We start from the raw sequence: 25249 nt of genomic DNA, 5'->3' as shown, positions 1-25249 counted from the left end.
ACAGAGAGGGGATCTTAACGACCGAGCGGGAGAGGCACAGCGCTCATTCCGGCCAAAAGCCGGACCGACTTAGAAACAATCGGCGCTGAGTTTATCCAACACGCGATCCGCCTGCCCTTCCGCTTTGGCCATGGTTTTATGCCATACCGCCACACAGGGCTGCAGATCCGCTTGATGTTGAGCCTGGGCCAGCCACTGCCAGCAGTCGTGCCAATCGCCCAGGGCGGCCTGGGCTTTCTTCAGGTGCGACATGGCGTCGGCGGGCAACCTGTCCAACTCGGGATAGGCCTCGGCGGCGTAGCGCACGCGCTTGATCAGCAAGCGCAGGCGATGGCGATCATGCTCGGGGTCCTTGAGGGCCGCATCGAGTGCCTGCCATTGCTTGGCCAGACGTTTCTCGATGCGCGAACGCAGGCCCTTGAGGAGTTTTTGATGTTGGGATGCGCGGATGAAACGCGGGAAGGCATCCAGAATAAGCAGCAACTGCGCCACTTCAGCACTTTTCGCCACTTGGCGATAAGCATCGGGTTGCAAGCGCAAGCGCCGATCCGCCGCCGCGTAATGACCATGCTGGTGCAGATAGGCCGCCAACACTTCGCGATCGCGCAGCGGCGTGGTCAATTGGCCGACCGCGCGGGCGGCCATTTCAAGCTGTTCGACGCCCGGCAACCCACGCAAGGGCCGTAACAGGCTGCGCAGGCGCCGCACCGTGGTGCGCAGATCATGCAACGCTTCATCGTCGGTGACGGCAGCAAGGCGAGCCTGGCAGCTCAGTAACCCTACTTCCAGGCCAATGACCTGAGCGACTAACTGATCGACCAACGCTGACATTCTGCCCTCACTTTCCGATGAAAAATCCTACTCGCTGCTACGCTTCAACGTCCGGCGCGCGATTCACGGATATAGAACCGCGCCTTCTCAGCCTTGTTGGAGCACCCTTCAAAGGCTTCAAACTGCTGCTGGGTCTTGGCGCCCGTCAATAGAGATAAGGCCTTGGAGTAACTGACGGTGCCGGCAAACCCTTCAGCCTTGGCCAAGTCGAGTTCTTTCCAGGCAGCGTCCAGTTGCGAGCCGCAGCTGTCGCGGTAGGCAGTTTTCCCGGCACAACCGGCCAAGGCCAGCATGATCACAGGCACACACATCCAGGCTTTCATCGATGACACCTCAAAAATAGAAAAACAGTCGTAGCGTGTAGACGTTACCTACAACAAAAAGTGCCTTGTCCTTAGCCTGAAATCGGTAGTACCTATTGCCAGAGCATACCCGAGCCTCGTCGTTTCTCTGGAAAAATATTGCACAGCTGGGCGAAGATTGAAGACGCCCCCTCAATAGGTGCATTGTGGGCGTCTGCCGATAAAGGACATGGACCATGAAGAAACGTGTTGCCTTGGTGCTGGGCTCCGGCGGGGCCCGGGGCTACGCCCATATCGGAGTGATCGAAGAGATCGAACGACGCGGCTACGACATCGCCTGTATCGCCGGCTGCTCCATGGGAGCCGTGGTCGGCGGAATCTACGCCGCCGGCAAGCTGGACGAGTACCGCAACTGGATTGAAAGCCTCGACTACCTCGATGTGCTGCGCCTGGTGGACGTGAGTTTTCGCCTGGGCGCGATTCGCGGCGAGAAAGTCTTCGGGCAAATCCGCAAGATCGTCGGCGAGATCAATATCGAAGAGCTGCGCATCCCCTACACCGCCGTGGCCACCGACCTCACCAACCAGCAGGAAATCTGGTTCCAGGAAGGCTGCCTGCATCAGGCCATGCGCGCTTCGGCGGCGATTCCCAGTCTGTTCACCCCGGTGATGCAAGGCAACCGCATGCTGGTGGATGGCGGCCTGCTCAACCCGTTGCCGATCGTGCCGGTGGTGTCGAGCCACTGCGACCTGATCATCGCGGTCAATCTCAACGCCACCAACCAGAAGCATTACCATTTGCCGGTGATCCAGCGCCCGCCCGCGTTCAAGAGCCGCTTCAACAGCCTGGCGAAGTCACTCGGCTCGCATCTGCCGTTTCGCCGCAAGCAGGCCGAGCAGTTGATGAAACTCGAACAGGAGGCCTTGCAGGCCCAGGCGGCGGAGATCAATCCGTGGCTGGAGTCGGCCGAACCCGAATCCCAGCAACCCGCCGCCGCGCCGGAAAAACCCGGCGCGCCGAAGTCGGCCACCGGGTCGTTCATCATCGATAACGTGGGGCCGGCGTCGCTGCTGGACCTGATCAACCAGAGTTTCGAGGTGATGCAAACGTCGTTGGCCCAGTACAAGATCGCCGGTTATCCGCCGGATGTGTTGATCAACGTACCGAAGCGGGTGTGCCGGTTCTTCGAGTTCTACAAGGCGCCGGAATTGATCGCCCTGGGACGCGAGATTGCCAGTGATACGTTGGATCGGTATGAGAGTGAGCAGCGTTGAAAGATGTGGCGAGGCTGATGGCGCCGGATAGTTTCAGGGCTGAACACTTAACAACCGATACCCCACCCCTGCCTCGGTCACGATAAACCGTGGCTGAGTCGGGTCATCCGCCAGCTTCTGCCGTAGGTGGCCCACCACGATGCGCAAATAGTGGCTGTCTTCGGTATGGGTCGGCCCCCAGATATCCTTGAGCAATTGCTGTTGGGTAATCACCCGCCCCGCATGCCGCGCCAGCTGCGCCAGCACCGCATATTCCTTGCGGGTCAGCGCCACCTCGGCGCCGTCCAGCAACACGCGGCGATAAGCCAGGTCCACGGTCAGCGGGCCGAAACTCAACGCGGCCTCCTGTGCCTCGCCCGCCGGCGCCTGACGCAGCAACGCGCGCACCCGAGCGAGGAACTCCTGGATGCCAAACGGTTTGGTCACATAATCGTTGGCGCCACCGTCGAGCGCTTCGACCTTTTGCCCTTCGCTGGCGCGGACCGACAGCACCAGCACCGGCACCGTCGACCATTCGCGAAACTCACGCAGCACCTGCTGGCCATCCATGTCCGGCAGGCCAAGGTCGAGCACCAGCAAGTCCGGCTTGTTCAATGCCGCCTGGGCCAGGCCTTCGTTACCGGTACCGGCCTCAATCACTTTGTAACCCTGGGAGGCCAGGCTGATGCGCAAGAATTTGCGGATCTGCGGCTCGTCATCGATGACCAAAATCGTCGCGGTCTGGCTCATGGTGTCCAATCAAAATCCGTGGAGGAAAGAGGGTAGCTCACGACTCGCGCTCCAGGCCAGGCTGTGTCGGCAATGGCAGGAACAAAGTGATACAAGTGCCGCGCCCTTCAATGCCGTCGGCCACGCTGATATGCCCACCGTGCGCGCCGACCATGCCCTGACAAATCGCCAGGCCCAGGCCGGTACCCTGCCCGCCTCGATCACCGCGCGCAGCGGTGTAGAACATATCGAATATCTTCGCGCGCTCGTCTTCGGGGATCCCTGGCCCCTCATCGGCCACGGCGAAAAACAGTTGGTTATCCAACACCCCCGCGCTCAATTGCAAACGGCCCAGAGGCGGCGAAAAGCGCGCGGCATTTTCCAGCACGTTGACCAGCGCCTGCTCGATCAACGCGGCATGTACGTACAGCAACGGCAATTCGGCCGGCACCTCGATGCTTACCTGCAGCGGCGCCAGCACCGCGCGCAAACGGCCGAGGGCGCTGCCGACGATATCGCCGGGCGACACCCAGTCCCGCGCCAGCTTCAGCGCGCCGTGCCCCAGGCGGGTCATGTCCAGCAGGTTCTGGATATAGCGGTCGAGGCGCTCGGCCTCATCGCGGGTGCCTTCGAGCAACTCACGGCGATCCTCCAGAGGGATGGCCTCCCCCAGCGCCAGCAGGCTGTCGATGCTGCCGCGCATGGAGGTCAACGGCGTGCGCAAATCATGGGACACCGAAGCGAGCAAGGCGCTGCGCAATTGTTCGGTTTCACCATGCAGGCGCGCGGATTCCAGTTCCTGAGCCAGTTGAGCGCGAGCCAGGGCCTGGGCCAGCGGCTGACTCAAGGCCGTGAGCAAGCGCCGACGTTGGCCGCTCAGTTCCAGGCCGGGTTTGGCACTGACACCGAGCAAACCCAGCGGCCCCTCTTCACCCGAAAGCGGCCACCACCACCAACGTCCGAACGGCAAAGTACCGGTGCCCTTGCCGGCGGGTTGGTCATGTTGCCACGCCCAATCGGCGGCGGCGCGTTCAGCTTCGGTGAGGGTCAGAGGGCCGCCGGTCTCGATCTTCCAGCTACCCTGGTCGTCGCGATTGACCAGGCACAGGTCCAGGTCGCTCCAGCCTTCCAGATGATGGGCCGCCGCACTGACCACCGCCTGGCGATCAGTGGCCGCCGTGAGTTTGCGCGACAGGTCGAGCAACTCACTGGTTTCTTCCTGAGTATCGCGCAACGCTTGCAACTGTCGGCGCTGGCGGGCAGCGAGGTTGCCGGTGAGCGCCGCCATCAGCAGGAAGAACAGCAGGGTCAGTACATCTTCTTCGCGCTGGATGGCGAAGGAAAAATTCGGCGGGATAAACAGAAAGTCATACGTCAGAAATGACAACGCCGCACATGCCAGGGATGGCCCCAGGCTGCTGCGTACCGCCACCAGCAGCACGGCGGCGAGAAACACCAGCGAGATATTCGGCAGCGGCAACACGCTGGACACCGCCCAAGCCACGGCGGCAGCCATGACGGTGGCGACCACCGCCAGGGCGTAATCGAACCACACCAGGCCACGCACCTGCGGCAAGCGCGGCGGTGCCGGCGTGTCATCGGTGTCGAGCACGTTGATTTCCAGGCTTCGAGCATTGCGCAGCAAGCGCGACGCCAGACCGCCACCCAACAGGCGGCGGTGCCAACGCATCCGCGACTGCCCCACCAATAACAGGCTGGCGCGACGTTCGTGGGCGTGCTGAATCAGCGTCTTGGCCACCTCCCCTGCGCGCAGTAACACCACTTCGCCACCCAGGCGCTCAGCCAGTTGCTGGGCGTTTTGCAGACGCAGCCGCGATTGCTCATCCCGCGCACGGCCGTTATCGATATGCACCAGGCTCCACGGCAAGTGCCGACGCTGCGCCACGCGACTGGCATGCCGCACAAGGCGTTCGGCCTGTGCATCGCCATCCACGCCCACCAGCAAACGGCCGCGCACCGCCGGCGCGGCCTGGCCGAGTTGGCGATAACCCTGGGCCAAGTCATCGTCGACATGTGCCGCGGCGGTCTGCATCGCCAGCTCGCGCAGGGCCATCAGGTTGGTCTGAGTGAAAAATGCATCGATGGCGGCGCGCGCCTGTTCCGGTACATACACCTTGCCGTCGCGCAGACGCTCCAGCAGCTCGCGCGATGGCAGGTCGATCAGCAGCAGTTCGTCTGCCTCTTGCAGCACCCAGTCGGGCAGGGTTTCACGCACCTGCACGCCGGTAATGCCACGTACCTGGTCGTTCAGGCTTTCCAGGTGCTGGACGTTGACCGTGGTGAACACGTTGATACCGGCGGCGAGCAGCTCCTGGATGTCTTGCCAGCGTTTTTCATGGCGGCTGCCGGGGGCGTTGCTATGGGCCAGTTCGTCCACCAGCACCAGCTTGGGTTTGGCGGCGAGCAGGCCGTCGAGGTCCATCTCTTCGAGCATCACACCGCGGTACTCGCTGCGCAGCAACGGTTGCTGCGGCAGGCCGCTGAGCAGGGCTTCGGTCTCGGCGCGGCCGTGGGTCTCGACCACGCCAGCGATCAACTTCACGCCCTGGCGCAGCTGAGTGTGGGCTGCCTGGAGCATGGCGTAGGTCTTGCCCACCCCAGGCGCGGCGCCGAGGAAGACTTTGAGCCGGCCACGGCCGTTGCGGGGTAACTCGGCTAACAGTGCGTCGGCGCGGCCGGAGTCGCTCATGCGTGGGGTTCCTTCAATTGTTCAGGCCCAGAGAAATCCAATGTGGGAGGGGATCAGAGTTTTTCCAGGGCCATGTTCAGTGCCAAAACATTCACCACCGGCGGGCCCACCAACGGGCTTTCGATATGCTCATCCAACAGCCGCTGCAAGGTCGACACCGGCACATTCCGCGCCGCCGCCACCCGCGCCAGTTGATAGGCAATCGCCTCGGGTGGCAAGTGTGGATCAAGACCGCTGCCGGAGGTAGTCAGCGAAGCTAATGGCACCGGTCCCTGGCCGGGTACCTGCTGTTTATTCGCATCATCGAACACGCGAGTGGCCAGCGCCGGGTTGCTCGGGCCGAGGTTACTCGCGCTGCTGGAAACGGTCGCAAAGGCGCCGGCCGAAGGACGCGGGTGGAACCAGCTGTCACCGGTAAAATCCTGGGCGATCAGGCTGGAGCCGCGCACCTTGCCACTGGCATCGCGCACCAGGCTGCCATTGGCCTGATCAGGGAACGCGACCTGGGCAACGCCGGTCACCACCAACGGGTAGGCAACGCCGGTGATCAGGGTCATGAGCACCAGCAGGCTCAGGGCCGGACGGATGATATTGGACATTTCAGACTCCTCAATTCAGTGGGTTTACACCAGGTGCAACGCGGTCAGCAGCATGTCGATGGCCTTGATGCCCACGAACGGCACCAGCAGCCCACCCAAGCCGTAGATCAGCAGGTTGCGCCGCAGCAACGCCGCCGCACTGGCCGCCTGCACCCGCACACCGCGCAGCGCCAACGGAATCAACACCACAATGATCAGCGCGTTGAACACGATGGCCGAGAGGATCGCGCTCTGCGGGCTCTGCAGATGCATCACGTTGAGCACGCCCAGCTGCGGGTAGATCGAGGCAAACAGCGCCGGCAGGATCGCGAAGTATTTGGCCACGTCGTTGGCGATGGAAAAGGTGGTGAGCGCACCGCGGGTTACCAGCAATTCCTTGCCGATCTGCACCACGTCCAACAGCTTGGTCGGGTCGCTGTCGAGGTCGACCATGTTGGCGGCTTCGCGGGCGGCCTGGGTGCCGTCGTTCATGGCCATGCCGACGTCAGCCTGGGCCAGCGCCGGGGCGTCGTTGGCGCCGTCGCCGCACATCGCCACCAGTCGGCCGTCGTTCTGTTCATGGCGAATGCGTGCGAGTTTTTTCTCGGGAGTGGCTTCGGCCAGTACGTCGTCCACACCGGCTTCAGCGGCAATCGCGGCAGCGGTCAGTGGGTTATCGCCGGTGACCATCACCGTACGAATGCCCAGCTTGCGCAGCTCGGCGAAACGTTCACGAATACCGGGCTTGACCACATCCTTCAAATGAATCGCACCGAGCAATTTGCCATCGGCGCACACCAGCAACGGCGTGCCACCGCTTTGGGCGATCTTGTCGATTTCCCGCGACAGCGCAGGCAAGAGGTCACTGCGTTGCTGCCCAATGAACGCCAGCAGCGAATCCACCGCGCCTTTGCGGAATATGCGCCCTTGGTAGTCGACACCGGACAAGCGGGTTTCGGCGCTGAACGGCACGGCGATCAGCTCATCCAGGGACGATTCGGCCTGGGGATGCAAGGCGCGCAGATATTCGACAATGGATTTGCCTTCCGCCGTGTCATCCGCCAGGGAGGCGAACAGTGCGCCTTCGGCCACCTCGCGACCGCTGACGCCAGGCGCCGCGACCACCGCCGCGCAACGACGGTTACCAAAAGTGATAGTGCCGGTCTTGTCCAGCAGCAACACATGCACGTCCCCCGCCGCTTCCACCGCGCGACCGGACTTGGCGATCACATTCAGGCGTACAAGGCGGTCCATGCCGGCAATGCCGATGGCCGAGAGCAAGCCGCCAATGGTCGTAGGAATCAGCGTCACCAGCAGTGCGACCAAAAACACTAACGGCAAACTGCCATTGGCGAAGTGGGCGAACGGCTGCAGGGTCACCACCACCAGCAGGAAGATCAGCGTCAGGCCGATCAGCAGGATATCCAGCGCAACCTCGTTGGGGGTTTTCTGGCGTTTGGCGCCTTCCACCAACGCAATCATGCGGTCCAGGGTTGACTCACCGGGGTTGGCGGTGATGCGGATCAGCAGCCAGTCCGAGACCAGGCGCGTGTTGCCGGTGACGGCCGAACGGTCGCCGCCGGACTCGCGGATTACCGGGGCGGACTCGCCGGTGATCGCCGCTTCGTTGACCGCCGCGATGCCTTCGATGACCTCACCGTCACCGGGGATCATCTCCCCAGCGGCGACGCGTACCACATCGCCTTTGCGCAGGCTGGTGGCCGGCACGACCTTGAAACTGCCATCGGCCTCCTTGCGCCGCGCGCTGAGGCCTTCGCTACCGGCCTTGAGGCTATCGGCACGGGCCTTGCCACGTCCTTCGGCCAAGGCTTCGGCGAAGTTGGCAAACAGCACGGTGAACCACAGCCACACGGCGATCTGCACGGCGACAAACGTAGGTACGCTGGTGTCGGGCACGAAGCAGAGCACGGTGGTGAGGATCGCGGTCAGCTCGACCACCAGCATCACCGGCGAGCGTTGCAGCTGGCGCGGGTCCAGCTTGACGAACGCCTGGACCAGCGCCGGGCGCCACAGGGCGGAGATCGCGGTTTTGGCAGGCGCCTGAGTGGTGATCGGGGCCGCGTTTTTTGCAGGCATATTCATGTTCATATCCCTTCCTAGAAGCCCATACTCAGGTGTTCAGCGATAGGACCCAGTGCCAGCGTCGGCAGGAACGTCAGGCCGCCCACCAGCAAAATGGTCACGGTCAACAGGGTCACGAACAGCGGTCCGTGGGTGGGGAAGCTGTTCTGGCCAATCGGCGCGCTCTTTTTCATCGCCAGGCTGCCGGCCAGGGCCAGTACCGGGAGGATGTAGCCAAAGCGGCCGATCAACATGCCCAGGCCGAGCATCAGGTTGTGGAACGGCGTATTGGCGCTGAAGCCGGCGAACGCCGAGCCGTTGTTGGCGCTGGCGGAGGTGTAGGCATACAGCAACTGACTGAAACCATGTGGGCCAGGGTTGCTGATGGCGCCAGCCGGGCCGGGCAGGCTGGCGGCAATGGCACCGAGCACAAGCACGCCCACCGGCATCACCAACAGGGTTACGACGAGCAATTGCACTTCCTTGGCCTGGAGTTTCTTGCCCAGGTATTCCGGGGTGCGACCGATCATCAGGCCGGCCAGGAACACCGCGATCAGCACGTTGAGCAGCATGCCGTACATACCGGCGCCGACGCCGCCGAAGATCACCTCGCCGACCATCATGTTGACCAGTGCCACCATGCCACTGAGCGGATTGAGGCTGTCTTGCATGCCGTTGACCGAACCGTTGGACGCCGCCGTGGTAGTCACCGACCACAGCACAGTGCCGGTGGTGCCGAAGCGCGCTTCCTTACCTTCCAGTGGCGCGGTTTGCTCCACGGCCGGGTTGTTCAGGGCAGGGTTAGGTTGGTACTCGGCCCACAGCGACGTCGCGCCGCCGATCAGGAACAGCGCCAGCATGCAGCCCAGAATGGCGCGGCTCTGGCGCAGGTCTTTGACGTAGTGGCCGAAGGTGAACACCAACGCCACCGGGATCAGGATGATCGACGCCAATTCAAACAGATTGGCCCAGGCGGTCGGGTCTTCAAAGGGGTGCGCCGAGTTGACGCCGAAGAAGCCACCGCCGTTAGTGCCGAGTTGCTTGATCGCAATCTGACTGGCCGCCGGGCCCAGCGGGATCACCTGATCCACGCCTTGCATCGTCACGGCATCGACGTAATGGGCGAAGGTTTGCGGTACACCCTGCCACACCAGGAACAGTGCCAGCACCAGGCACAACGGCAACAGCCCGTAGAGCGTGGCGCGGGTCATATCGACCCAGAAGTTACCCAGCGTCTGGGCGGATTTGCGACCGATCCCACGGCATAACGCGACCAGTACGGCAAGGCCGGTGGCCGCACTGACAAAGTTCTGTACGGTCAGGCCGGCCATCTGGCTGAGGTAACTCAGGGACGCTTCGCCGCTGTAGTTCTGCCAGTTGGTGTTGGTCATGAAACTGACTGCGGTGTTGAAGGCCAGTGTCCATTCCTGGCCCGGCAATTTCTGTGGGTTCAGTGGGAGAGATCCCTGGAATATCAGGATCGCGAACAACAGCAAAAAGCCCGCGAGGTTAAACGCGAGCAAGGCCAGCATGTATTTCTGCCAGCTTTGTTCCTGCTGCGCATCCACGCCGGACAGGCGATAACAGGCCCTTTCGACAGGCCCCAGCACCGGGCTCAGCCAGGTGCGCTGGCCTTCCATCACCTTGTAGTAGAACCGTCCCAGAAACGGCGCCGGCACCAGTACCACGGCAAAGAAGGCGATGATCAGCCAATAGTCATAACTGTGCATAGCCCGCTCCTAGTTCCGATCCGCGCGTAACAGCGCAACCAGCAGATAAATGAACAGCGCCACGGCCAATAGCAGTGACACCCCGTCCAGAACGCTCATGGAAGTCTCTCCGTTTAGCGGCGAGTGCCGCGTGTGGGGCAATTGTCCGCAGGAGTGGCGTAAAGGAACGAGAGCGAGGGGGTGGACGGGGCGTAAAGATGGCGTAAAGAGTGGGTTTATACGGGGTTTACACTGGGTATTCGGCGTCTGGGCTTGCCCGCGATAGCGCCGGCTCAATCACCGCCGCACTTATCTGGTGCGACACCGGGAAATTTCAAACGCCAAACCATCCCCCAGACGACAGTTGCGCCGCTTTACGACAATGATTCCCAGACTGGCATGCCCGCTGCAACACCTTGAATCATTCAAAACCGTTCAGGGAGCGCAGCACAATGAACACACAACTCAAGCCCACCTTGGGCACCCTGCACTTATGGGGCATTGCCGTCGGGCTGGTGATCTCCGGGGAATACTTCGGCTGGAGCTATGGCTGGGGCGTGGCCGGGACCTTGGGCTTTCTGGTGACCTCATTGATGGTCGCCGCGATGTACACCTGCTTTATCTTCAGCTTCACCGAACTGACCACCGCAATTCCCCATGCTGGCGGCCCCTTTGCCTACAGCCGCCGCGCCTTTGGTGAAAAAGGCGGCTTGATTGCCGGGTTGGCCACCTTGATCGAATTTGTCTTCGCCCCGCCCGCCATCGCCCTGGCCATCGGTGCTTACCTGAATGTGCAGTTTCCGGCGCTGGACCCGAAACACGCGGCCGTCGGCGCCTATATCGTGTTCATGGGCCTGAACATCCTTGGCGTAAAACTCGCCGCCACCTTCGAACTGGTGGTGTGTGTGCTCGCCGTGGCCGAACTACTGGTATTCATGGGCGTGGTCGCCCCGGCCTTTAGCTTCAGCAACTTCGCCCTGAATGGCTGGGCCGGCTCCGACACCTTTGGCGCCCCAGCGATTGCCGGTATGTTTGCCGCAATTCCGTTTGCCATCTGGTTCTTCCTCGCCATCGAAGGCGCGGCCATGGCGGCCGAAGAAGCGAAAGATCCTAAGCGCACCATTCCAAAGGCCTACATCAGCGGCATCCTCACCTTGGTGATCCTGGCCATGGGCGTGATGTTCTTCGCCGGCGGCGTGGGCGACTGGCGCACCCTGTCAAACATCAACGACCCATTGCCACAGGCGATGAAAACCGTGGTGGGCGACAGCTCCGGCTGGTTGCACATGCTGGTGTGGATCGGCCTGTTCGGCCTGGTGGCGAGTTTCCACGGCATCATCCTCGGCTACTCGCGGCAGTTCTTCGCCCTGGCCCGTGCCGGTTACCTGCCGTCTTTCCTCGCTAAACTGTCGCGTTTCCAGACACCCCATCGCGCCATTATCGCCGGTGGCGTGGTCGGTATCGCCGCCATCTACAGCGACGGCCTGATCAACCTGGGCGGCATGACGCTGACGGCGGCGATGATCACCATGGCGGTATTCGGCGCCATCGTCATGTACATCATGAGCATGCTCAGCCTGTTCAAACTGCGTAAAACCGAGCCACTGCTGGAACGTACCTTCCGCGCGCCGGGCTACCCAATCGTACCGGGCATTGCCCTGGTGCTGGCAGTGGTGTGCCTGGTGGCCATGGCCTGGTTCAACACACTGATCGGGCTGATTTTCCTGGGCTTCATGGTGGTGGGTTTCATCTACTTCCAGATGACTGCGCAGGACCGCGCCGATGCCCCGGCAGATGCAATGTTGACCGGGCTCTAAGATTTGCGAGGCAGAACGGCCTACACTGAACTACTCAGAACGCCCGTTACTCAAAGCAGTCATTCCCGTGGGAAAAACCTCCCACGGCAATCTGCCTCAAGGAGAGCCTTATGCCGTGGTACGCGTGGTTGATTATGGTAGTAGCGCTCGGGTCGATCGTCGGTGGGCTGATGATGCTGCGTGACAGCGCCAACAAGGTGGAACTCACCGACGAACAACGCAAACGCTTGGCCGAGCGCAACGCCCAGGCGGATGCCAAGGATGCGCAGGATCGCTAGGGTTTCTTACTCCCAGTCCGCCTTGGCAATATGCAACCCGTGCTGCCCCTTGTAGGCAGCACGCTCCGGCTGGCTCCAGCCGCTCAATAGCTCTTCCTCCAGTTTATAAATCTCAACCCCCAGCGGACGGCAGACTGTGAGCGGGTCCTGCGCATCCGGCCCCCACATCGGCAGCGACAAATCCCCGCCTGGGCACGTCGACAGCGCGCACAGCAAATCAATTTCGGCAAAGAACTCCAGGTAATCGCCCTTCTGTGCCGGGCACGCCTTCATGAAATACATGTCGTCATGATTCAGGCCGGTGCATTGAAAAATATTCAGCACGTCATGCACATCGAATTCCGTCAGGCCGTGGGGCAACACTGCACGCGTCAGGTTCGAGTGGCAATGGTGATGAAAGTCCTCACCGGTCAGCATGCGGTTCACATACGGATCGCAGCGCGTGCCAAGCAAATCGTGCAGGCGCCCGCCGTGTTCATCGATACCGTAGCTGGCCAGGCTGTCATCGGTAATGGTGACCAAAGGCCGCAAAAACGGCAGGTTCGACCACAGCCGGTCGTGGGTGCTGACATGCGCGCCCTGCAACTGACGGGTACGCGCCGCCCACAGGCGTTCACGCGGATCATTGGCATTCCACACGTTAAAGTCCCCCACCTGCGGTCCCACCGGCGTGGTCACACGAAATACATGCCCGGCCGGTACCTTCCACGCCCTGCCCGTACGAATGGGTACTTCGAACTGCTCAATCAGCGTGCGTTGATCCGCTCGATCACGAATGCGCTCATAAAACGCCGTGTCAACCTGCAGCGCCGAACCTTTACTGACCTGATAAGCGGCCGGATAGTCTTTGTACATGATGCAGATCCTCGATCAGGCAGGGGAGAACAGGGCCAACGACAGACATTCCGAATCCTTCAGGTAAAGGCTCATCGCCTCCCCTGCCGCCGGTTTGTCCTGCTGGACCAACAATTGGTAAATTTCACGGTCACGCTCCAGCCAGGGCGACTGAAAACGCTGCTCATCCGGCGCTGCGCAAAACACCAGGCGCAGTTGCGCAATGACCTGGGCAAAGAACTCGTCGAACAACGGACTGCGCATCAAACTTACGATGTGCTGATGGAACCGTAAGCTGTGTGTCGCCACGGCGCGCCAATCTTCGCGCTCCCGAGCAAGGGTGGTGGCATCAATGGCGTTTTGCATGCAGTCGGATTGCTCCATCGTGAGCGGACCGCTCTGGGCAATCGCCTGCAACTCAAGGGTACGACGGACTACAAACAGGTCGCGCACCTCGTGGCGTTCCAACCGCCGCACCACCACGCCCTTGTTGCGCACGTAACGGGTCAACCCCTCGTGGCCCAAACGATGCAGCGCTTCACGAATCGTATTGCGCGAAGCGTTGTAGGCCTTGACCAGCTCGACCTCGACCAACGGCATGCCCGGCAAAAGCCGACCGCCGATGATGTCGGCACGCAACTCCAGAGCAATCTGATCGGCTAGCGACAAACTGGGAGACATGATTACCTCTCGATTGTTGAACAATCTACTCGGGAGACGTAATCACTTTTCATGCCAGGTTGGCGGTCAAGAGTTGGAAGACGAAAAGGCCGATCAGCGACCGGCCTCTTCTCACTGCCTTAGTTGAGCGCCAGCCTGTCGCGGTTCTTCTCCAACAGCGCCTTGCCGATGCCCTTCACTTCCAGCAATTCATCAACCGCCGTGAAGGGGCCATTGCTTTCACGATAAGCGACGATCGCCTTGGCCTTGGCCGCGCCGATGCCGAAGAGGTCGCGGTGCAGGGTTTGCGCGTCAGCGGCGTTGAGATTGACCTTGGCCGATTGCTCGGTCTTGGTGACTTGCGCGGTGATAGGGGCTGGCGTTTCGGGTTTGACGGACGGGGCGGCGGTGGTCGCTGCCGACAAAGTAGTGAGAAAAGCGAAGATTAGCGAGGTGAGAGAGGTGTTTTGCATTGGTGACGCTCCATGACATCGGTAAGAAAAAAGCAGCTTTTCCGAAGCTGCTTTTCAAACTTAGGTGATGTTGGAGATTCGTCAAAAATGCTTGAGTAACAGAGTGTTAAATCACGGTTCCAAACGGCGCTGCTGGTAGATCAAGTCGACGATTTCGCCGTCGGGAGAATAACCGCTGACCGTTTCACGCAGGATCTGGCGCACACGGTCGTAGTTGTCCTCCCTCACCGCGGCGAGCAATTCGCTCAGTTTGTTTTTGAGTACGTCCCAGGCCAGATAGTCCTCGTTGGCACTCATGATCATCGGATGCTGGGTCGCCACGACGTTGTTGCCGATCAGCAACTCCTCGTAGAGCTTTTCGCCTGGACGCAATCCGGTGAACTGAATTGCAATATCGCCGTGAGGGTTTTTATCCGTGCGCACACTCAACCCCGACAAATGAATCATTTTTTCCGCCAGTTCTATAATTTTTACCGGCTCGCCCATGTCCAGTACGAACACATCCCCACCCTGCCCCATGGAACCGGCCTGGATCACCAGTTGGGCGGCTTCGGGGATGGTCATGAAATAACGCGTGATCTTGGGGTGCGTGACGGTCAATGGGCCGCCCGCCTTGATCTGCCGGTGAAAAAGCGGAATCACGGAGCCTGAAGAACCCAATACGTTGCCAAACCTGACCATGGTGAAGCGGGTTTTGTTGACGCGTGCCACGCCGGACTTGTCGCCAAACATCACCGGAGCTTTCTCCAGGCTGAGTGCTTGCAAGGCTAACTCTGCAAGGCGTTTGGTACTCCCCATGACATTAGTCGGCCGAACAGCCTTGTCGGTGGAAATCAGCACGAAGTTCACCACACCGGCTTTCAAGGCTGCCTGGGCAGTATTCACAGTGCCAATAATGTTATTCAACACGCCTTCGGCAATATTGTGTTCGACAATCGGCACATGTTTGTACGCAGCCGCATGATAAACCGTGTCGACGTGCCAGCTCTTCATGACGTCAAGCAGTTTGCTCTCGTCGCGTACGGAGCCCAGGATAGGCAATAACTTGATGGGCAGTGACTCATGGGCAATGCGGTACTCAAGTTCAGACAAGATGCTGTAAAGATTGAACTCACTGTGTTCGAACAGCAGCAGGGTCTTGGGCTTCAGGGCCAGGATCTGCCGACACAGCTCAGACCCGATCGATCCTCCCGCGCCGGTGACCATGACCGACTGGCCGACGATGCAACGCTCAAGCAGGTCTTCCTGGGCCGGTACGGCATCGCGCCCCAACAAGTCGGCAATATCGACTTCCTGGATATCGTCGACCTTGACTCGCCCACTGGCCAACTCCATGAAGTCCGGAACGCTGCGCACGTGCAGTGGAAAGCGCTCCAGGTTAGAAAGAATCTCACGCCTGCGCCCGCGCCCCGCCGAAGGAACCGCCAGCAATATCTGCTGGGCGCCCGTGGCGTCGATCATCTGCTGGATATGCTTGGGCTTGAACACCTGCAGCCCGGATATCACACGGCCGGCAATACTCCCATCGTCATCGATGAAAGCAACCGGGCGCATGATCCGCCCCATGCGCAACGCGGCGACCAGTTGATTACCCGCAGAGCCTGCTCCGTAAACGGCAACTTTCGTCAACCCATCATCACGATTGGTAAAGGGAACATGTTGCGCTGCGGCGAACCAATCTCCCATGAAGTACTGGCGCATCGCCAGACGCAACCCACCCACGGTCACCAGGCATAACCACCAGTAGTTGAAAATCACCGAGCGCGGAACAACATATTGATGATTGCTGTAAAGATAGACAACCAGACCCAGAATAAGTGAAGAAAGGCTCACCGCCTTGATGATGGTAATAAGTGCATCGTTACCAAAGTAGCGCATCACCGCACGGTACATGCCAAAGCGAATAAACAAGGGAATGGCAATCACCGGAGCGCTCAAGAACAGCCATGTATATCGCTGGATCGGTTGTTCCATCTCGGCAATGCCAAGTCGGACGACAAAGGCCATCCACAATGAAACCCACACCAACAAAATATCGACAAGCACCTGAAGGATGCGCTTGTGGCGGCGCGGGAGATTCAATAAAAAAACTCTCATCTTATCCATGCCCCTATCCGACACTTTCATGCTCCTGAAGTCAAAACCCGCCAATCGACGAAAATGGTGATATACGATGAATTGCCAGTGCTGAATATAGACTACATAGACGCGATAACTGCATCACAAAATCTCCTTTCAGAAAAATCTCATTCCTCGATGGCGTGTCTTCGGGGCGAGGCACCCGTACCCTTGCTCTAAAGGTGCCACCATCGAGCACCGCTCTACATACAATAATCACCACGGACGGAATGATACCCGCGTTGTGTCGGAAATCCTTTGAAATCATCATCACGACCCAAAAAATCAACGAGCGATAGGCGTTTAACCCTGCAAATCCGGCTATTCAGCTATTTCGTACGCAAAAATGGCATACGTATGACCAACTGCTAAGCTTGGCCCGACAGACAGCAATAGCAATCCTATCATTAGCAAGCATAGCAACAGTTCAACTAAGAGAAAGTGTAACAGAAATGGACGGCCTTCAAACCATTCATGACCCTGTGTTACCATCGCCAAGATGCACCAGCGGCTTATTCGATTTCTATCTCCAATGCTCTAAAACGCTGTATTGAAGCGTCCGATGAGCCAAATCGAACAGGTGTTCCATTCCAACCTTGGGAAAAATACTTCCTTCAAGGTTATACTCCGCCACGCTTTACCACGTGCCATTACAGTAAAGAACAATGTAGGAAAGGTCTGAAGGCATTCACCATAACAAAAATAGCCAGACTGCATGAACGGGACGATTGACCTTAATGAGAAAGATGCCACTTCGCACAAGTAAGCAGGCTCAACACGAATTAATCTTCGCGCTGGATAAAAATGACCAGCGCACTTTAGAGCCTGCGCACTACTTACTGAACCGCCCTCGCGGGCGTACACATGCGATGTTCAAAAAATGCCACCCCATGCAGGAAAATCGCTTTGGACTCAGCTGAATTGATTCGCCTGGCCCCCAACTGCCTGTTAGTGGGCTTATCGCAAATGTCGTACGCACAACCATCAGATGACACATTTGCACTATCTGATTGCGATGCTTCACCGCTCTGCCCCGGGGCTAGCGGATGCGCGGCGAACCAAAAATGACGGCACCCTAAATCCGCGGATCATGGCGTAAGCGTGCGTTGAACCTTATTTTTCAGTAGCGGTGTTGCGATGACTTTAAAAACCTTGTGTGTGTTCGGCACGCGGCCTGAAGCAATCAAAATGGCTCCATTGGCGCTGAGCCTTGCTGCGGATGAGCGCTTCGACGCAAAGGTCTGCGTGACTGGCCAACATCGGGAAATGCTTGACCAGGTGCTCAAGCTTTTCGAAATCACGCCTGATTTTGACTTGAACATCATGAAGCCCGGCCAGGATTTGACTGATGTCACGAGTGGCATTCTGCAAGGAATGAAAACAGTCTTCGCTGTATTCAAACCGGACATCGTATTGGTCCACGGCGACACCGCGACAACCTTTGCCACTACGTTGGCCGCCTACTACCATCAAATTCCCGTGGCTCACGTCGAAGCCGGCCTGCGTACTGGCAACCTCTACTCACCGTGGCCCGAGGAAGCAAACCGCAAGCTGACCGGCGCCCTTGCAACATTGCACTTCGCTCCGACGCAGACGTCCAGGCAGAACCTGCTCAGGGAAGGTGTTGCGCCTCATAGCATCCACGTGACCGGCAACACCGTCATTGATGCGTTACTGGACGTAGTCGAGCGGATCAAGAGCAGTGCGGCCCTGCAACAGCAGTTTCACCAACAGTTTTCATTTCTGGGTGAAGGCAAGCGAGTGATTCTGGTAACGGGTCATCGTCGAGAAAGTTTTGGGGGCGGCTTTGAGAAGATCTGCCAAGCCCTGATCAATACCGCCAAGGACTTCCCCGATGTCGAGATTGTGTACCCCGTTCACTTGAATCCGAATGTGCGCGAGCCGGTCAGGCGACTACTGACCGACGTCGAAAATATCCATTTGATCGAACCCCTGGATTATCTGCCCTTTGTGTACCTGATGAATCGGTCCTATCTGATTCTGAGTGATTCAGGCGGTATTCAGGAAGAAGCGCCGTCTTTGGGTAAACCTGTGCTGGTGATGCGTGACACCACCGAGCGTCCGGAGGCAGTCGAGGCGGGAACGGTAAAACTGGTCGGGACCGAGATTGAGGTCATCAGCACTCATTTGAGCGTCCTGCTGACTGATGTTGACGCCTACCGCCGGATGAGCTTCGCCCACAACCCCTACGGTGACGGAAAGGCATCCACGCGGATTCTGGAAGCGCTTTCACGAATTAAAAAGGCTAACTCATGAGTTTCGAAACTGTTTCTGTCATCGGCCTCGGCTATATCGGACTTCCAACGGCCGCAGTGTTCGCCTCACGCAAGAAAAAAGTCATCGGCGTTGACGTCAACCCGAACGCGGTGGCAACCATTAACCGCGGCGATATCCATATTATCGAACCGGATCTGGACATCGTCGTACGCGCGGCTGTCACTGAAGGCTATTTGCGGGCAACGGCAACGGCGGAGCCGGCCGATGCCTTTCTCATTGCCGTTCCTACCCCCTTCAAGGGCGACCACGAACCGGATCTTTCCTACATAGAATCTGCCAGCAAAGCCATTGCTCCGGTACTGAAAAAAGGCGACCTGGTCATTCTGGAATCAACCTCTCCAGTCGGGGCGACCGAGCAAATGTCTGCGTGGCTGGCCGAAAGCCGACCGGACCTGACATTCCCGCAAACCCATGGCACAGAATCAGACATCCGTATCGCACATTGTCCGGAGCGCGTGCTGCCGGGTCATGTATTGCGTGAACTGATTGCAAACGATCGCATCATTGGCGGGCTGACCAGTAAATGCTCAGAAGCTGCGCGGCTGCTATATAAAACCTTCGTCGAAGGTGAATGCATCATCACCGACGCACGCACTGCCGAGATGTGCAAACTCACCGAAAACAGTTTTCGCGACGTGAATATTGCCTTTGCCAACGAGCTGTCGATGATCTGCGAGAAGCTCAATATCAACGTATGGGAACTGATACGCCTGGCCAATCACCACCCCCGTGTCAATATCCTGCAGCCCGGACCTGGCGTGGGCGGTCATTGCATCGCTGTCGATCCCTGGTTCATTGTCAGCAAAACGCCGGCCGAGGCGCGCCTGATACGTACCGCGCGGGAGGTGAATGACAGCAAACCAACGTGGGTACTGGAGCAGGTTCAACTGGCCATCGGCCAATTCCTGCAGGAGAACCCTTCGAAAACGGCCAAGGAGGTTACGGTTGCCTGTCTCGGGCTGGCCTTCAAGCCGGACATTGATGACCTGCGTGAAAGCCCATCCCTGGAGATCGCCGCACAGATCGCCCATTCCCATCCCGGTACTGTGCTTGCGGTTGAACCGAACATCGGGCATTTACCCGCTCGCCTTGAAGGTCTCGCAACCCTGACCGGAATTGACCAGGCGCTCGCTTCTGCGCACGTGATTGTGCTGCTGGTCGATCACAGCGTGTTCAAGACAATCCCGGCTACACGCTTGTCATCGCTCAAAGTCATTGATACACGCGGCGTGTGGGTTTGAAAAAGGCTGAGGAACCCTGCTTGGAAATCGACGCGAGCCGTTAATATTGCGTCGGTTTCCGTGCACCGAGTGGGGCACCTTGGTCAAATGATCATGCAATTGCATTTGTCATAATGAGGGTTCAAGAGGTTCTGGCATGGTCAACCTATTGATCCAGGTGCTGACACTGATAAGTGGCCTGGTCGTTAACTTTGTGATTCCCGGCCTCTACGGGTTGGAAGCGTATGGCGCATTCATCAAGGCCAACGTACTGGTATTTTTATTTCAAAAGCTTCTGGATATCGTCAATGAGCAACTGATTGCCAGTGTGGAGGCCGAGTATATTCTCGTGACGTCATTGTTTATGGCTGTGCTGATTTTTGTACTGTTCAGCGCCGTGAACCTGATTGATCATATCGGCAACCCGCTCCTGCTTGGTGTGATGCTGTTAAGCTCGGCGTGTCTGTTATCGCTGTTCGGGCTGCGCCTGCAACGTTGGATCGTGGCCTACCTGGTGCTGTTTCTCGGGGTCTTCTTCACGCTCCTGCTAATCAGTCACCAGCAGATTTTGCCGCTGAGCATTGTCGATATATTGATCCTGACCAATTTAATTCCGTGCGCGTTTGCGATGGCGGTGCTGTTTTTCAAAGGGGCGAAACTGCCCGTCGGCAAACAGCTCTTGCACACATGCCAAGGTGTGCTGGCGTTGTTACCCAGGATGGTATCCATCACACTGGTGTTCAATCTGCTCACCAACATCCTGCCCCTCATTCTTTCCAAGAGCCTGCCCGTGCGCGATCTTGGATTGTTCAGGGTCATCGTCTCGATCATTCAATCAGCAACCAGCCTGTTCCCCGTCAACGTCAGGGCCGTTTTTGTTGCCTTCGTTTCGGGCGGGCAGCGCCAAGCGCAATACAGAATCATCACCTCGGTCGCTATCTTCTACTTCGCGCTGGTCGGGCTGGGCGGGTATGCAGGCGCATGGCTGTTCCCACAGTACTCGGCCTATCTGGTGATGCTGCCCTGCCTGCCGGTGTTGTACTGGGCGGTGGTGACAGAGCGCTACCTGGTCGCCTGCGGCCTGCACCGTAAAGTCATCGTGGCAAACCTGGTGATTGCGCCGCTGGCCATCGCGGGCATGATTGTGTTTGTTCAAAACCTGGAACAGGCGCAGGTGTTCTACGCCATAGGGTTCTCGGCCTACTTGTTGTTCCTGCATGTCGCCTGTCGTCCAGGCATCCGCTTGCCGGTGGTGTTCTGGGTCGCCTTTCTTTCGCCGCTGGCCATTTTCCTGACCTCTATCAGCCTGGTCTGGGCCGCCCTGTATATGGGCTCGCTCCTGGTCATTGCCGTGGGAGCACTCCAGCTTCGGCCCGCCGATATTCGAACGTTGAGGTTTTAACCGTGAACGCAGTAAAACTTTATCGAGTAGGCAACTGGCTGTATAGGCACCGAGTACCGTTGTTACCGGGCCTTGTTCGAAATGTGATTTTTCTTTTGTTCAACTCTTACATTCCGATCTCCGCAACCATCGGAAGAGGCACGATCTTCGCTTATGGCGCGATCGGCGTTGTACTGCACGCGAATGCAAAAGTGGGCGAAGGCTGCGTACTGGGACAAGGCATCACCATCGGTGCCGCTGAGGGCTATGTCACCAGCCAGATCAATCGCTGCCCGGTAATCGGTGACAACTGCTACATAGGAGCAGGCGCAAAAATCATTGGCGACATCACCATCGGCAACAACTGTCAAATTGGGGCTTCGGCGGTCGTCTTGAAAGACGTCCCTGATAACTCAATCGTTGTGGGGATACCTGCCCGAGTGATTGGGCAAACGGCAGATGACTACAAAGCGATACGCCCTTGATCACACTACGGAGCGCCAGGGTGATTAACCATCGATGCGTCAAAAATACCATGGCGATCACGGCGGCGGCGCTCGTTGCTATTTTATTCATGCAGGGTTCTGGCGTGCTTTTCTACACGGCCATGATCGGCAGCGCTTTACTGGTATTAACGGCCATAAGGTCACCCTGGTTGGGTTTGCTGGCGCTATTCCCATTGGCGTTTGCGCTAAGACCTGCGCCGCCGTCCGCAGGTGCACAGGAAATAGCATTTGCCGCCCTGATAGGGGTGATATTTCTCAGTACACTATTCAAATTGCTTCGTGCTCAGGGTGTCAGGCCAACCCTGCGCCTGTTCGCCGCGCCAATCCTGGTAGGCGCGGGCTTTCTGGTGCTCAACCTTGCAGTAGCGATGTATCACCCTGTTCCCCTGGCCGACTGGATCAGGGGGGTCGTGCCCTTTGTGTTCATCTACGCATTGATCCCGATCTGCGCCCTCCTCGGCCGTGAGGAAAGCGATATCCATTGGCTGGGCGCATCGGTGGGAAGCCTGATTTTACTAACCGCCGGCTACATCGTTCTTTATTACTTTTATCACGGCATCTGGCAGCCATACTGGGTCCTTCCGGCCGATGGGGAAATGGTCAGGATTTCCCAAGAAGAAGCACTGCACAACGCCCAGGCACTGGGACCGATGCGTGGTCGCATCACCATGATGGTGGCGCAAGCAACCGACGCGATACTGCCACTGGGAATGGTGGTCGGTTATGTAGTCTGCACACTGACACCTGACCGAAGGGTAGCTTTGATCGGCAGTTTTATGTCGCTGCTGTGCATGGCCGCCGTGCTGATCACATTTACACGAAGCATGCTGATCAGTGCGCTCCTCGTTATTGGCCTGTTCGCGCTCTATACGTTTTTCGCGCATAAACGCCTACGGCTGAAAGTGGCATCAAGTATCGGCATTCAAACCCTGTTTGGCCTCGCATTCATTTTCGCCACCGGTATGCAGGATATATGGCTCGGACGCTTGAACTCACTGGCACAGACCGCATTACCTATCGCAACGTCATCCATTGAGTCCATTGGAGCGAAAAATACGCAACCAGAGGAACTGACAGCCATACTCCTCGATCCCAAGCCCCCCGAGGAGAAGAAGGACTTCAACGTCTCTTCTCGCGTCGAGGAATATAAAATCGCCTGGGATATGTTCCTGAATCATCCTGTGCTGGGCAACGGTATCGGGGTCAAACACGAGATGCACTGGGAGAGGCCCAACGGTGATTCATTCACCGAATCAGTGGGCTATATCCATAACTGGCCACTGTACATGCTGATGGTCGGCGGCGTAGTCGGGCTGCTGATATATGCCGCCGTACTGGCCCCTCCGGTGCTATACCGATTGACCACCCTGAAAGCCGCCCCCATCTACCTCGCGGTGATTCGCACGGCGGTCATGACTCTGGCGATCTATGGTTTGTTTTTCGCGGTCTTTCGCCTGATTTCTTTCAACCTGCTGCTCGCAGCAGCCTGGGGAGTGATGCTGGCGCACAAACATTCAACCCAGGTGATGAATATCGCCTCGCCTGACGGACATAACGCCACGCCGGGAACGGTCGTCAAAGACATTCAGGAGACCTCGGTATAATGTGCGGCCTCAGCTTTTTTGCAGTTAAACACGATGTTCCCGAGACCCAGGCGCAAATGGAAAAAAGCCTGGCCGTGACCCGGCATCGAGGTCCGGACGCGTCCGGCACTTATTTCGCCAGTGTCGCGGACTATCAGGTTGGCCTTGGGCACAACAGGCTGAGTATCCTGGACCTGTCTCCAACCGGCAGCCAGCCGATGTTTGCCGGGAATGGCGTGAGCATCGTGTTCAATGGCGAAGTGTTCAATCACCATGTGTTACGCCGGCAGCTGGTGGAAAAAGGCTACCTCTTCAAGGGCACCTCCGACACCGAAGTCATCCTGCAATTGTATGTAGAACACCAGGAACAGGCCTTCGCGCTGCTGGAGGGCATGTTCACGTTCGTCCTATTGGATGAATCGCGCAAAAAAACGTTTCTTGTAAGGGACGTCGTTGGAATCAAGCCGGTGTATTGCTATTCCAATGCCAACGGCCTCTACGCCTGCTCAGAAATTCGCGGCCTGAAATGCTTTTCGCAAGTGACTGCCGAAATAGATCAGGATGATGTCTTCGAATTCTTCAATAACGGCTTTCTCTACGAACCCAACACGGGCTACAAGGCCATCAAAAAGTTGATGCCCGGCTGTTACTTGGCGTTCGACCTGACAACCGGCGACATAACGACTCAGCGCTACCAGACCGCGACGAACTTCAAGACAGGGCAAACCCTCGCCGAAGATGTGCGTTCTGCGGTGACGCGCCAATTGGAAGCGGACGTTCCGGTCGGCGTATTTTTCAGTGGTGGCGCAGACTCCAGCATCCTGGCCAGTTTCACCGGTGACGCTGATTTGTTTTTTGCAAAGTACGACGCAACGGACGACTCCATTGTAGATATGAAGTTTTCCGCCAATATCGCCGAACACCTTGGCAAAAAGCTGGTGGTCACAGAGATTCTTGACTCAAACATCGACCCGTTCGAATCAATCGATTTCGTCGCTGCGAACACCGAAGAACTGGTGTCCGACTACACGTTCTGGGCGACCTATCGCTTGTCCACCGAAGCCAGGAAAAGCGGGTACACCGTCATGCTCAGTGGCATGGGCGGCGATGAAGCGTTTGCCGGTTACCCACGCTACACCGTATTGAAGCACCACACATTGATTCGGTTGCTGTACCCCCTGTTGAGCGCACTGCTGAAACTCAAATTATTTCCAAAACGACTCGACAAGAAGTTCGAGCGGCTGGTCTCCTACGCTCAGGAAAGCTATTGGCCTTTGGCATACTCACGCATGCTGGGGTACTTCTCCCGCCAGGAGTTGAAGGGTTTTTTCCATGACTACGCCGGGCGCGAGCAACAATACAAGCAACGCTTGGCCAACGTATTGAACCGCTACACCGGAGACCCCGAGGACAAAGTCAAATGCGCACAGCACTTTGACCAGACAGGCTTCTTGAGCCATAACCTGAGTGTTTCGGACAAGGCGAGCATGTTGGCCAGTATCGAACTGCGCGTCCCACTGTTGGACGAACGCGTGGTGGCCAGCGGCCTTGCCAGCTCAAGTGCAGACTTGCTCAAGGGCGGCGCACCAAAGGCCCCACTCAAGAACCTGCTCAAAAGCCTGCTACCTGCCGCATTGGTTGAGCGTCCCAAAACGGGTTTCAATCCACCTCTTGACGGCATTATTCGTCGGATAGGCCCACAACGCCTGCTCGCCGAGTTCGAGCGCATCTACACCTACGTTGCCCGCGAGGAAGTGGAAAAATTAGTGAGCAATCACTTCTCAGGCAGCGCAAACAATACCTACAAACTCTGGCAGGTGTTGTACTTCGAGCGCTGGCTGAAAATAAATTTTCCATAACTATCGCCAGACCATACTCACGACTACA

At 58.2% G+C, this 25249-nt stretch carries 21 protein-coding genes; 9 read left to right on the top strand and 12 right to left on the bottom strand.

What is annotated here, in order from left to right; all coding sequences use genetic code 11:
* Positions 1 to 69: 69 nt before the first annotated feature.
* Together V6M90_RS10610 and V6M90_RS10605 are read right to left on the bottom strand one after the other, a co-directional pair.
* Positions 70 to 831 carry a CHAD domain-containing protein gene (locus tag V6M90_RS10610; RefSeq protein ID WP_003172686.1) on the bottom strand — a complete coding sequence of 254 codons (762 nt, stop codon included), beginning with the start codon at positions 829 to 831 and terminating at the stop codon, positions 70 to 72.
* Positions 832 to 875: 44 nt separating this feature from the next.
* Positions 876 to 1154 carry a hypothetical protein gene (locus V6M90_RS10605; RefSeq protein WP_003172685.1) on the bottom strand — a complete coding sequence of 93 codons (279 nt, stop codon included), beginning with the start codon at positions 1152 to 1154 and terminating at the stop codon, positions 876 to 878.
* A 215-nt stretch (positions 1155 to 1369) separates the two neighbouring features.
* Here V6M90_RS10605 and V6M90_RS10600 point away from each other — a divergent pair, with 215 nt between their 5' ends.
* Positions 1370 to 2407, top strand: coding sequence for a patatin-like phospholipase family protein (locus V6M90_RS10600; RefSeq protein ID WP_003172684.1), 1038 nt, complete (start codon positions 1370 to 1372; stop codon positions 2405 to 2407).
* A gap of 33 nt (positions 2408 to 2440) precedes the next feature.
* Here V6M90_RS10600 and V6M90_RS10595 read toward each other — a convergent pair whose 3' ends face one another.
* Genes V6M90_RS10595 through kdpF form a run of 6 tightly spaced genes read right to left on the bottom strand, consistent with a single transcriptional unit; the run spans position 2441 to position 10314 of the window.
* A complete protein-coding gene (locus tag V6M90_RS10595; RefSeq protein ID WP_042944374.1) occupies positions 2441 to 3136 on the bottom strand; it encodes a response regulator in 696 nt (231 codons plus the stop codon).
* A 37-nt stretch (positions 3137 to 3173) separates the two neighbouring features.
* Complete coding sequence (locus V6M90_RS10590) at positions 3174 to 5825, bottom strand: DUF4118 domain-containing protein (protein WP_141064937.1); 2652 nt, start codon at positions 5823 to 5825, stop codon at positions 3174 to 3176.
* A 53-nt stretch (positions 5826 to 5878) separates the two neighbouring features.
* A complete protein-coding gene (gene kdpC / locus V6M90_RS10585; RefSeq protein WP_003172681.1) occupies positions 5879 to 6424 on the bottom strand; it encodes a potassium-transporting ATPase subunit KdpC in 546 nt (181 codons plus the stop codon).
* Positions 6425 to 6448: 24 nt separating this feature from the next.
* Positions 6449 to 8506 carry a potassium-transporting ATPase subunit KdpB gene (gene kdpB, locus V6M90_RS10580; RefSeq protein ID WP_408637293.1) on the bottom strand — a complete coding sequence of 686 codons (2058 nt, stop codon included), beginning with the start codon at positions 8504 to 8506 and terminating at the stop codon, positions 6449 to 6451.
* 14 nt (positions 8507 to 8520) lie between these two features.
* Positions 8521 to 10215 carry a potassium-transporting ATPase subunit KdpA gene (gene kdpA / locus V6M90_RS10575; RefSeq protein WP_141064939.1) on the bottom strand — a complete coding sequence of 565 codons (1695 nt, stop codon included), beginning with the start codon at positions 10213 to 10215 and terminating at the stop codon, positions 8521 to 8523.
* A gap of 9 nt (positions 10216 to 10224) precedes the next feature.
* Positions 10225 to 10314, bottom strand: coding sequence for a K(+)-transporting ATPase subunit F (gene kdpF, locus V6M90_RS10570; protein ID WP_003218754.1), 90 nt, complete (start codon positions 10312 to 10314; stop codon positions 10225 to 10227).
* Positions 10315 to 10646: 332 nt separating this feature from the next.
* Between kdpF and eat the strand changes: the two genes are divergently transcribed.
* Both eat and V6M90_RS10560 read left to right on the top strand, forming a co-directional pair.
* Complete coding sequence (gene eat / locus V6M90_RS10565) at positions 10647 to 12011, top strand: ethanolamine permease (protein WP_003172676.1); 1365 nt, start codon at positions 10647 to 10649, stop codon at positions 12009 to 12011.
* Positions 12012 to 12121: 110 nt separating this feature from the next.
* On the top strand, positions 12122 to 12289 hold the full coding sequence (locus tag V6M90_RS10560) for a DUF2897 family protein (protein WP_332846439.1): 168 nt from the start codon (positions 12122 to 12124) through the stop codon (positions 12287 to 12289).
* A 6-nt stretch (positions 12290 to 12295) separates the two neighbouring features.
* Here V6M90_RS10560 and V6M90_RS10555 read toward each other — a convergent pair whose 3' ends face one another.
* From V6M90_RS10555 to V6M90_RS10540, 4 genes are all read right to left on the bottom strand, one after another.
* The gene (locus tag V6M90_RS10555; protein ID WP_003172673.1) at positions 12296 to 13144 is read right to left on the bottom strand and encodes an urea carboxylase-associated family protein; all 849 of its coding nucleotides are present in this window, start codon (positions 13142 to 13144) and stop codon (positions 12296 to 12298) included.
* Positions 13145 to 13159: 15 nt separating this feature from the next.
* A complete protein-coding gene (locus V6M90_RS10550) occupies positions 13160 to 13804 on the bottom strand; it encodes a GntR family transcriptional regulator (protein ID WP_332846438.1) in 645 nt (214 codons plus the stop codon).
* Positions 13805 to 13923: 119 nt separating this feature from the next.
* Positions 13924 to 14256 (bottom strand): ComEA family DNA-binding protein, encoded by a 333-nt coding sequence (locus V6M90_RS10545; protein WP_003172671.1) that lies wholly within the window; start codon positions 14254 to 14256, stop codon positions 13924 to 13926.
* Positions 14257 to 14367: 111 nt separating this feature from the next.
* Positions 14368 to 16362 carry a polysaccharide biosynthesis protein gene (locus tag V6M90_RS10540; RefSeq protein WP_003172670.1) on the bottom strand — a complete coding sequence of 665 codons (1995 nt, stop codon included), beginning with the start codon at positions 16360 to 16362 and terminating at the stop codon, positions 14368 to 14370.
* Positions 16363 to 17511: 1149 nt separating this feature from the next.
* On the opposite strand from V6M90_RS10540, the gene wecB reads away from it, so the two are divergent.
* The 6 genes from wecB to asnB all read left to right on the top strand — a co-directional run bounded on the left by wecB (position 17512) and on the right by asnB (position 25221).
* Positions 17512 to 18651, top strand: a complete 1140-nt coding sequence (gene wecB / locus V6M90_RS10535) for a non-hydrolyzing UDP-N-acetylglucosamine 2-epimerase (RefSeq protein WP_003172669.1) — start codon at positions 17512 to 17514, stop codon at positions 18649 to 18651.
* Positions 18648 to 19913 (top strand): UDP-N-acetyl-D-mannosamine dehydrogenase, encoded by a 1266-nt coding sequence (gene wecC / locus V6M90_RS10530; RefSeq protein WP_141064940.1) that lies wholly within the window; start codon positions 18648 to 18650, stop codon positions 19911 to 19913. The genes wecB and wecC overlap by 4 nt, the downstream gene beginning before the upstream one ends.
* A 136-nt stretch (positions 19914 to 20049) precedes the next feature.
* Complete coding sequence (locus V6M90_RS10525; RefSeq protein WP_332846437.1) at positions 20050 to 21294, top strand: hypothetical protein; 1245 nt, start codon at positions 20050 to 20052, stop codon at positions 21292 to 21294.
* A gap of 2 nt (positions 21295 to 21296) precedes the next feature.
* Positions 21297 to 21758 (top strand): serine O-acetyltransferase, encoded by a 462-nt coding sequence (locus V6M90_RS10520; RefSeq protein ID WP_003172665.1) that lies wholly within the window; start codon positions 21297 to 21299, stop codon positions 21756 to 21758.
* Positions 21759 to 21778: 20 nt separating this feature from the next.
* On the top strand, positions 21779 to 23383 hold the full coding sequence (locus tag V6M90_RS10515; protein WP_332846436.1) for an O-antigen ligase family protein: 1605 nt from the start codon (positions 21779 to 21781) through the stop codon (positions 23381 to 23383).
* Positions 23383 to 25221 carry an asparagine synthase (glutamine-hydrolyzing) gene (gene asnB / locus V6M90_RS10510; RefSeq protein ID WP_003172663.1) on the top strand — a complete coding sequence of 613 codons (1839 nt, stop codon included), beginning with the start codon at positions 23383 to 23385 and terminating at the stop codon, positions 25219 to 25221. Before V6M90_RS10515 ends, asnB begins: the two co-directional genes overlap by 1 nt.
* Positions 25222 to 25249: the final 28 nt, after the last annotated feature.

Source organism: Pseudomonas lactucae (genome assembly GCF_036688725.1).
GTDB lineage: Bacteria > Pseudomonadota > Gammaproteobacteria > Pseudomonadales > Pseudomonadaceae > Aquipseudomonas > Aquipseudomonas lactucae.
The sequence above is the reverse complement of the archived record's forward strand: the minus strand, read 5'-3'. Positions and strand labels throughout refer to the sequence as shown.

Excerpts from the sequence above, each read along its gene's own strand:
- V6M90_RS10545 (WP_003172671.1), bottom strand. The coding sequence starts at position 14,256 with ATGCAAAACACCTCTCTCACCTCGCTAATCTTCGCTTTTCTCACTACT.
- kdpA (WP_141064939.1), bottom strand. The coding sequence starts at position 10,215 with ATGCACAGTTATGACTATTGGCTGATCATCGCCTTCTTTGCCGTGGTA.
- V6M90_RS10540 (WP_003172670.1), bottom strand. The coding sequence starts at position 16,362 with ATGGATAAGATGAGAGTTTTTTTATTGAATCTCCCGCGCCGCCACAAG.
- wecB (WP_003172669.1), top strand. The coding sequence starts at position 17,512 with ATGACTTTAAAAACCTTGTGTGTGTTCGGCACGCGGCCTGAAGCAATC.
- V6M90_RS10605 (WP_003172685.1), bottom strand. The coding sequence starts at position 1,154 with ATGAAAGCCTGGATGTGTGTGCCTGTGATCATGCTGGCCTTGGCCGGT.
- V6M90_RS10525 (WP_332846437.1), top strand. The coding sequence starts at position 20,050 with ATGGTCAACCTATTGATCCAGGTGCTGACACTGATAAGTGGCCTGGTC.
- V6M90_RS10555 (WP_003172673.1), bottom strand. The coding sequence starts at position 13,144 with ATGTACAAAGACTATCCGGCCGCTTATCAGGTCAGTAAAGGTTCGGCG.
- kdpB (WP_408637293.1), bottom strand. The coding sequence starts at position 8,506 with ATGAATATGCCTGCAAAAAACGCGGCCCCGATCACCACTCAGGCGCCT.
- V6M90_RS10560 (WP_332846439.1), top strand. The coding sequence starts at position 12,122 with ATGCCGTGGTACGCGTGGTTGATTATGGTAGTAGCGCTCGGGTCGATC.
- V6M90_RS10550 (WP_332846438.1), bottom strand. The coding sequence starts at position 13,804 with ATGTCTCCCAGTTTGTCGCTAGCCGATCAGATTGCTCTGGAGTTGCGT.
- eat (WP_003172676.1), top strand. The coding sequence starts at position 10,647 with ATGAACACACAACTCAAGCCCACCTTGGGCACCCTGCACTTATGGGGC.
- kdpC (WP_003172681.1), bottom strand. The coding sequence starts at position 6,424 with ATGTCCAATATCATCCGTCCGGCCCTGAGCCTGCTGGTGCTCATGACC.
- V6M90_RS10600 (WP_003172684.1), top strand. The coding sequence starts at position 1,370 with ATGAAGAAACGTGTTGCCTTGGTGCTGGGCTCCGGCGGGGCCCGGGGC.
- V6M90_RS10610 (WP_003172686.1), bottom strand. The coding sequence starts at position 831 with ATGTCAGCGTTGGTCGATCAGTTAGTCGCTCAGGTCATTGGCCTGGAA.
- V6M90_RS10590 (WP_141064937.1), bottom strand. The coding sequence starts at position 5,825 with ATGAGCGACTCCGGCCGCGCCGACGCACTGTTAGCCGAGTTACCCCGC.
- V6M90_RS10595 (WP_042944374.1), bottom strand. The coding sequence starts at position 3,136 with ATGAGCCAGACCGCGACGATTTTGGTCATCGATGACGAGCCGCAGATC.
- wecC (WP_141064940.1), top strand. The coding sequence starts at position 18,648 with ATGAGTTTCGAAACTGTTTCTGTCATCGGCCTCGGCTATATCGGACTT.
- asnB (WP_003172663.1), top strand. The coding sequence starts at position 23,383 with ATGTGCGGCCTCAGCTTTTTTGCAGTTAAACACGATGTTCCCGAGACC.
- kdpF (WP_003218754.1), bottom strand. The coding sequence starts at position 10,314 with ATGAGCGTTCTGGACGGGGTGTCACTGCTATTGGCCGTGGCGCTGTTC.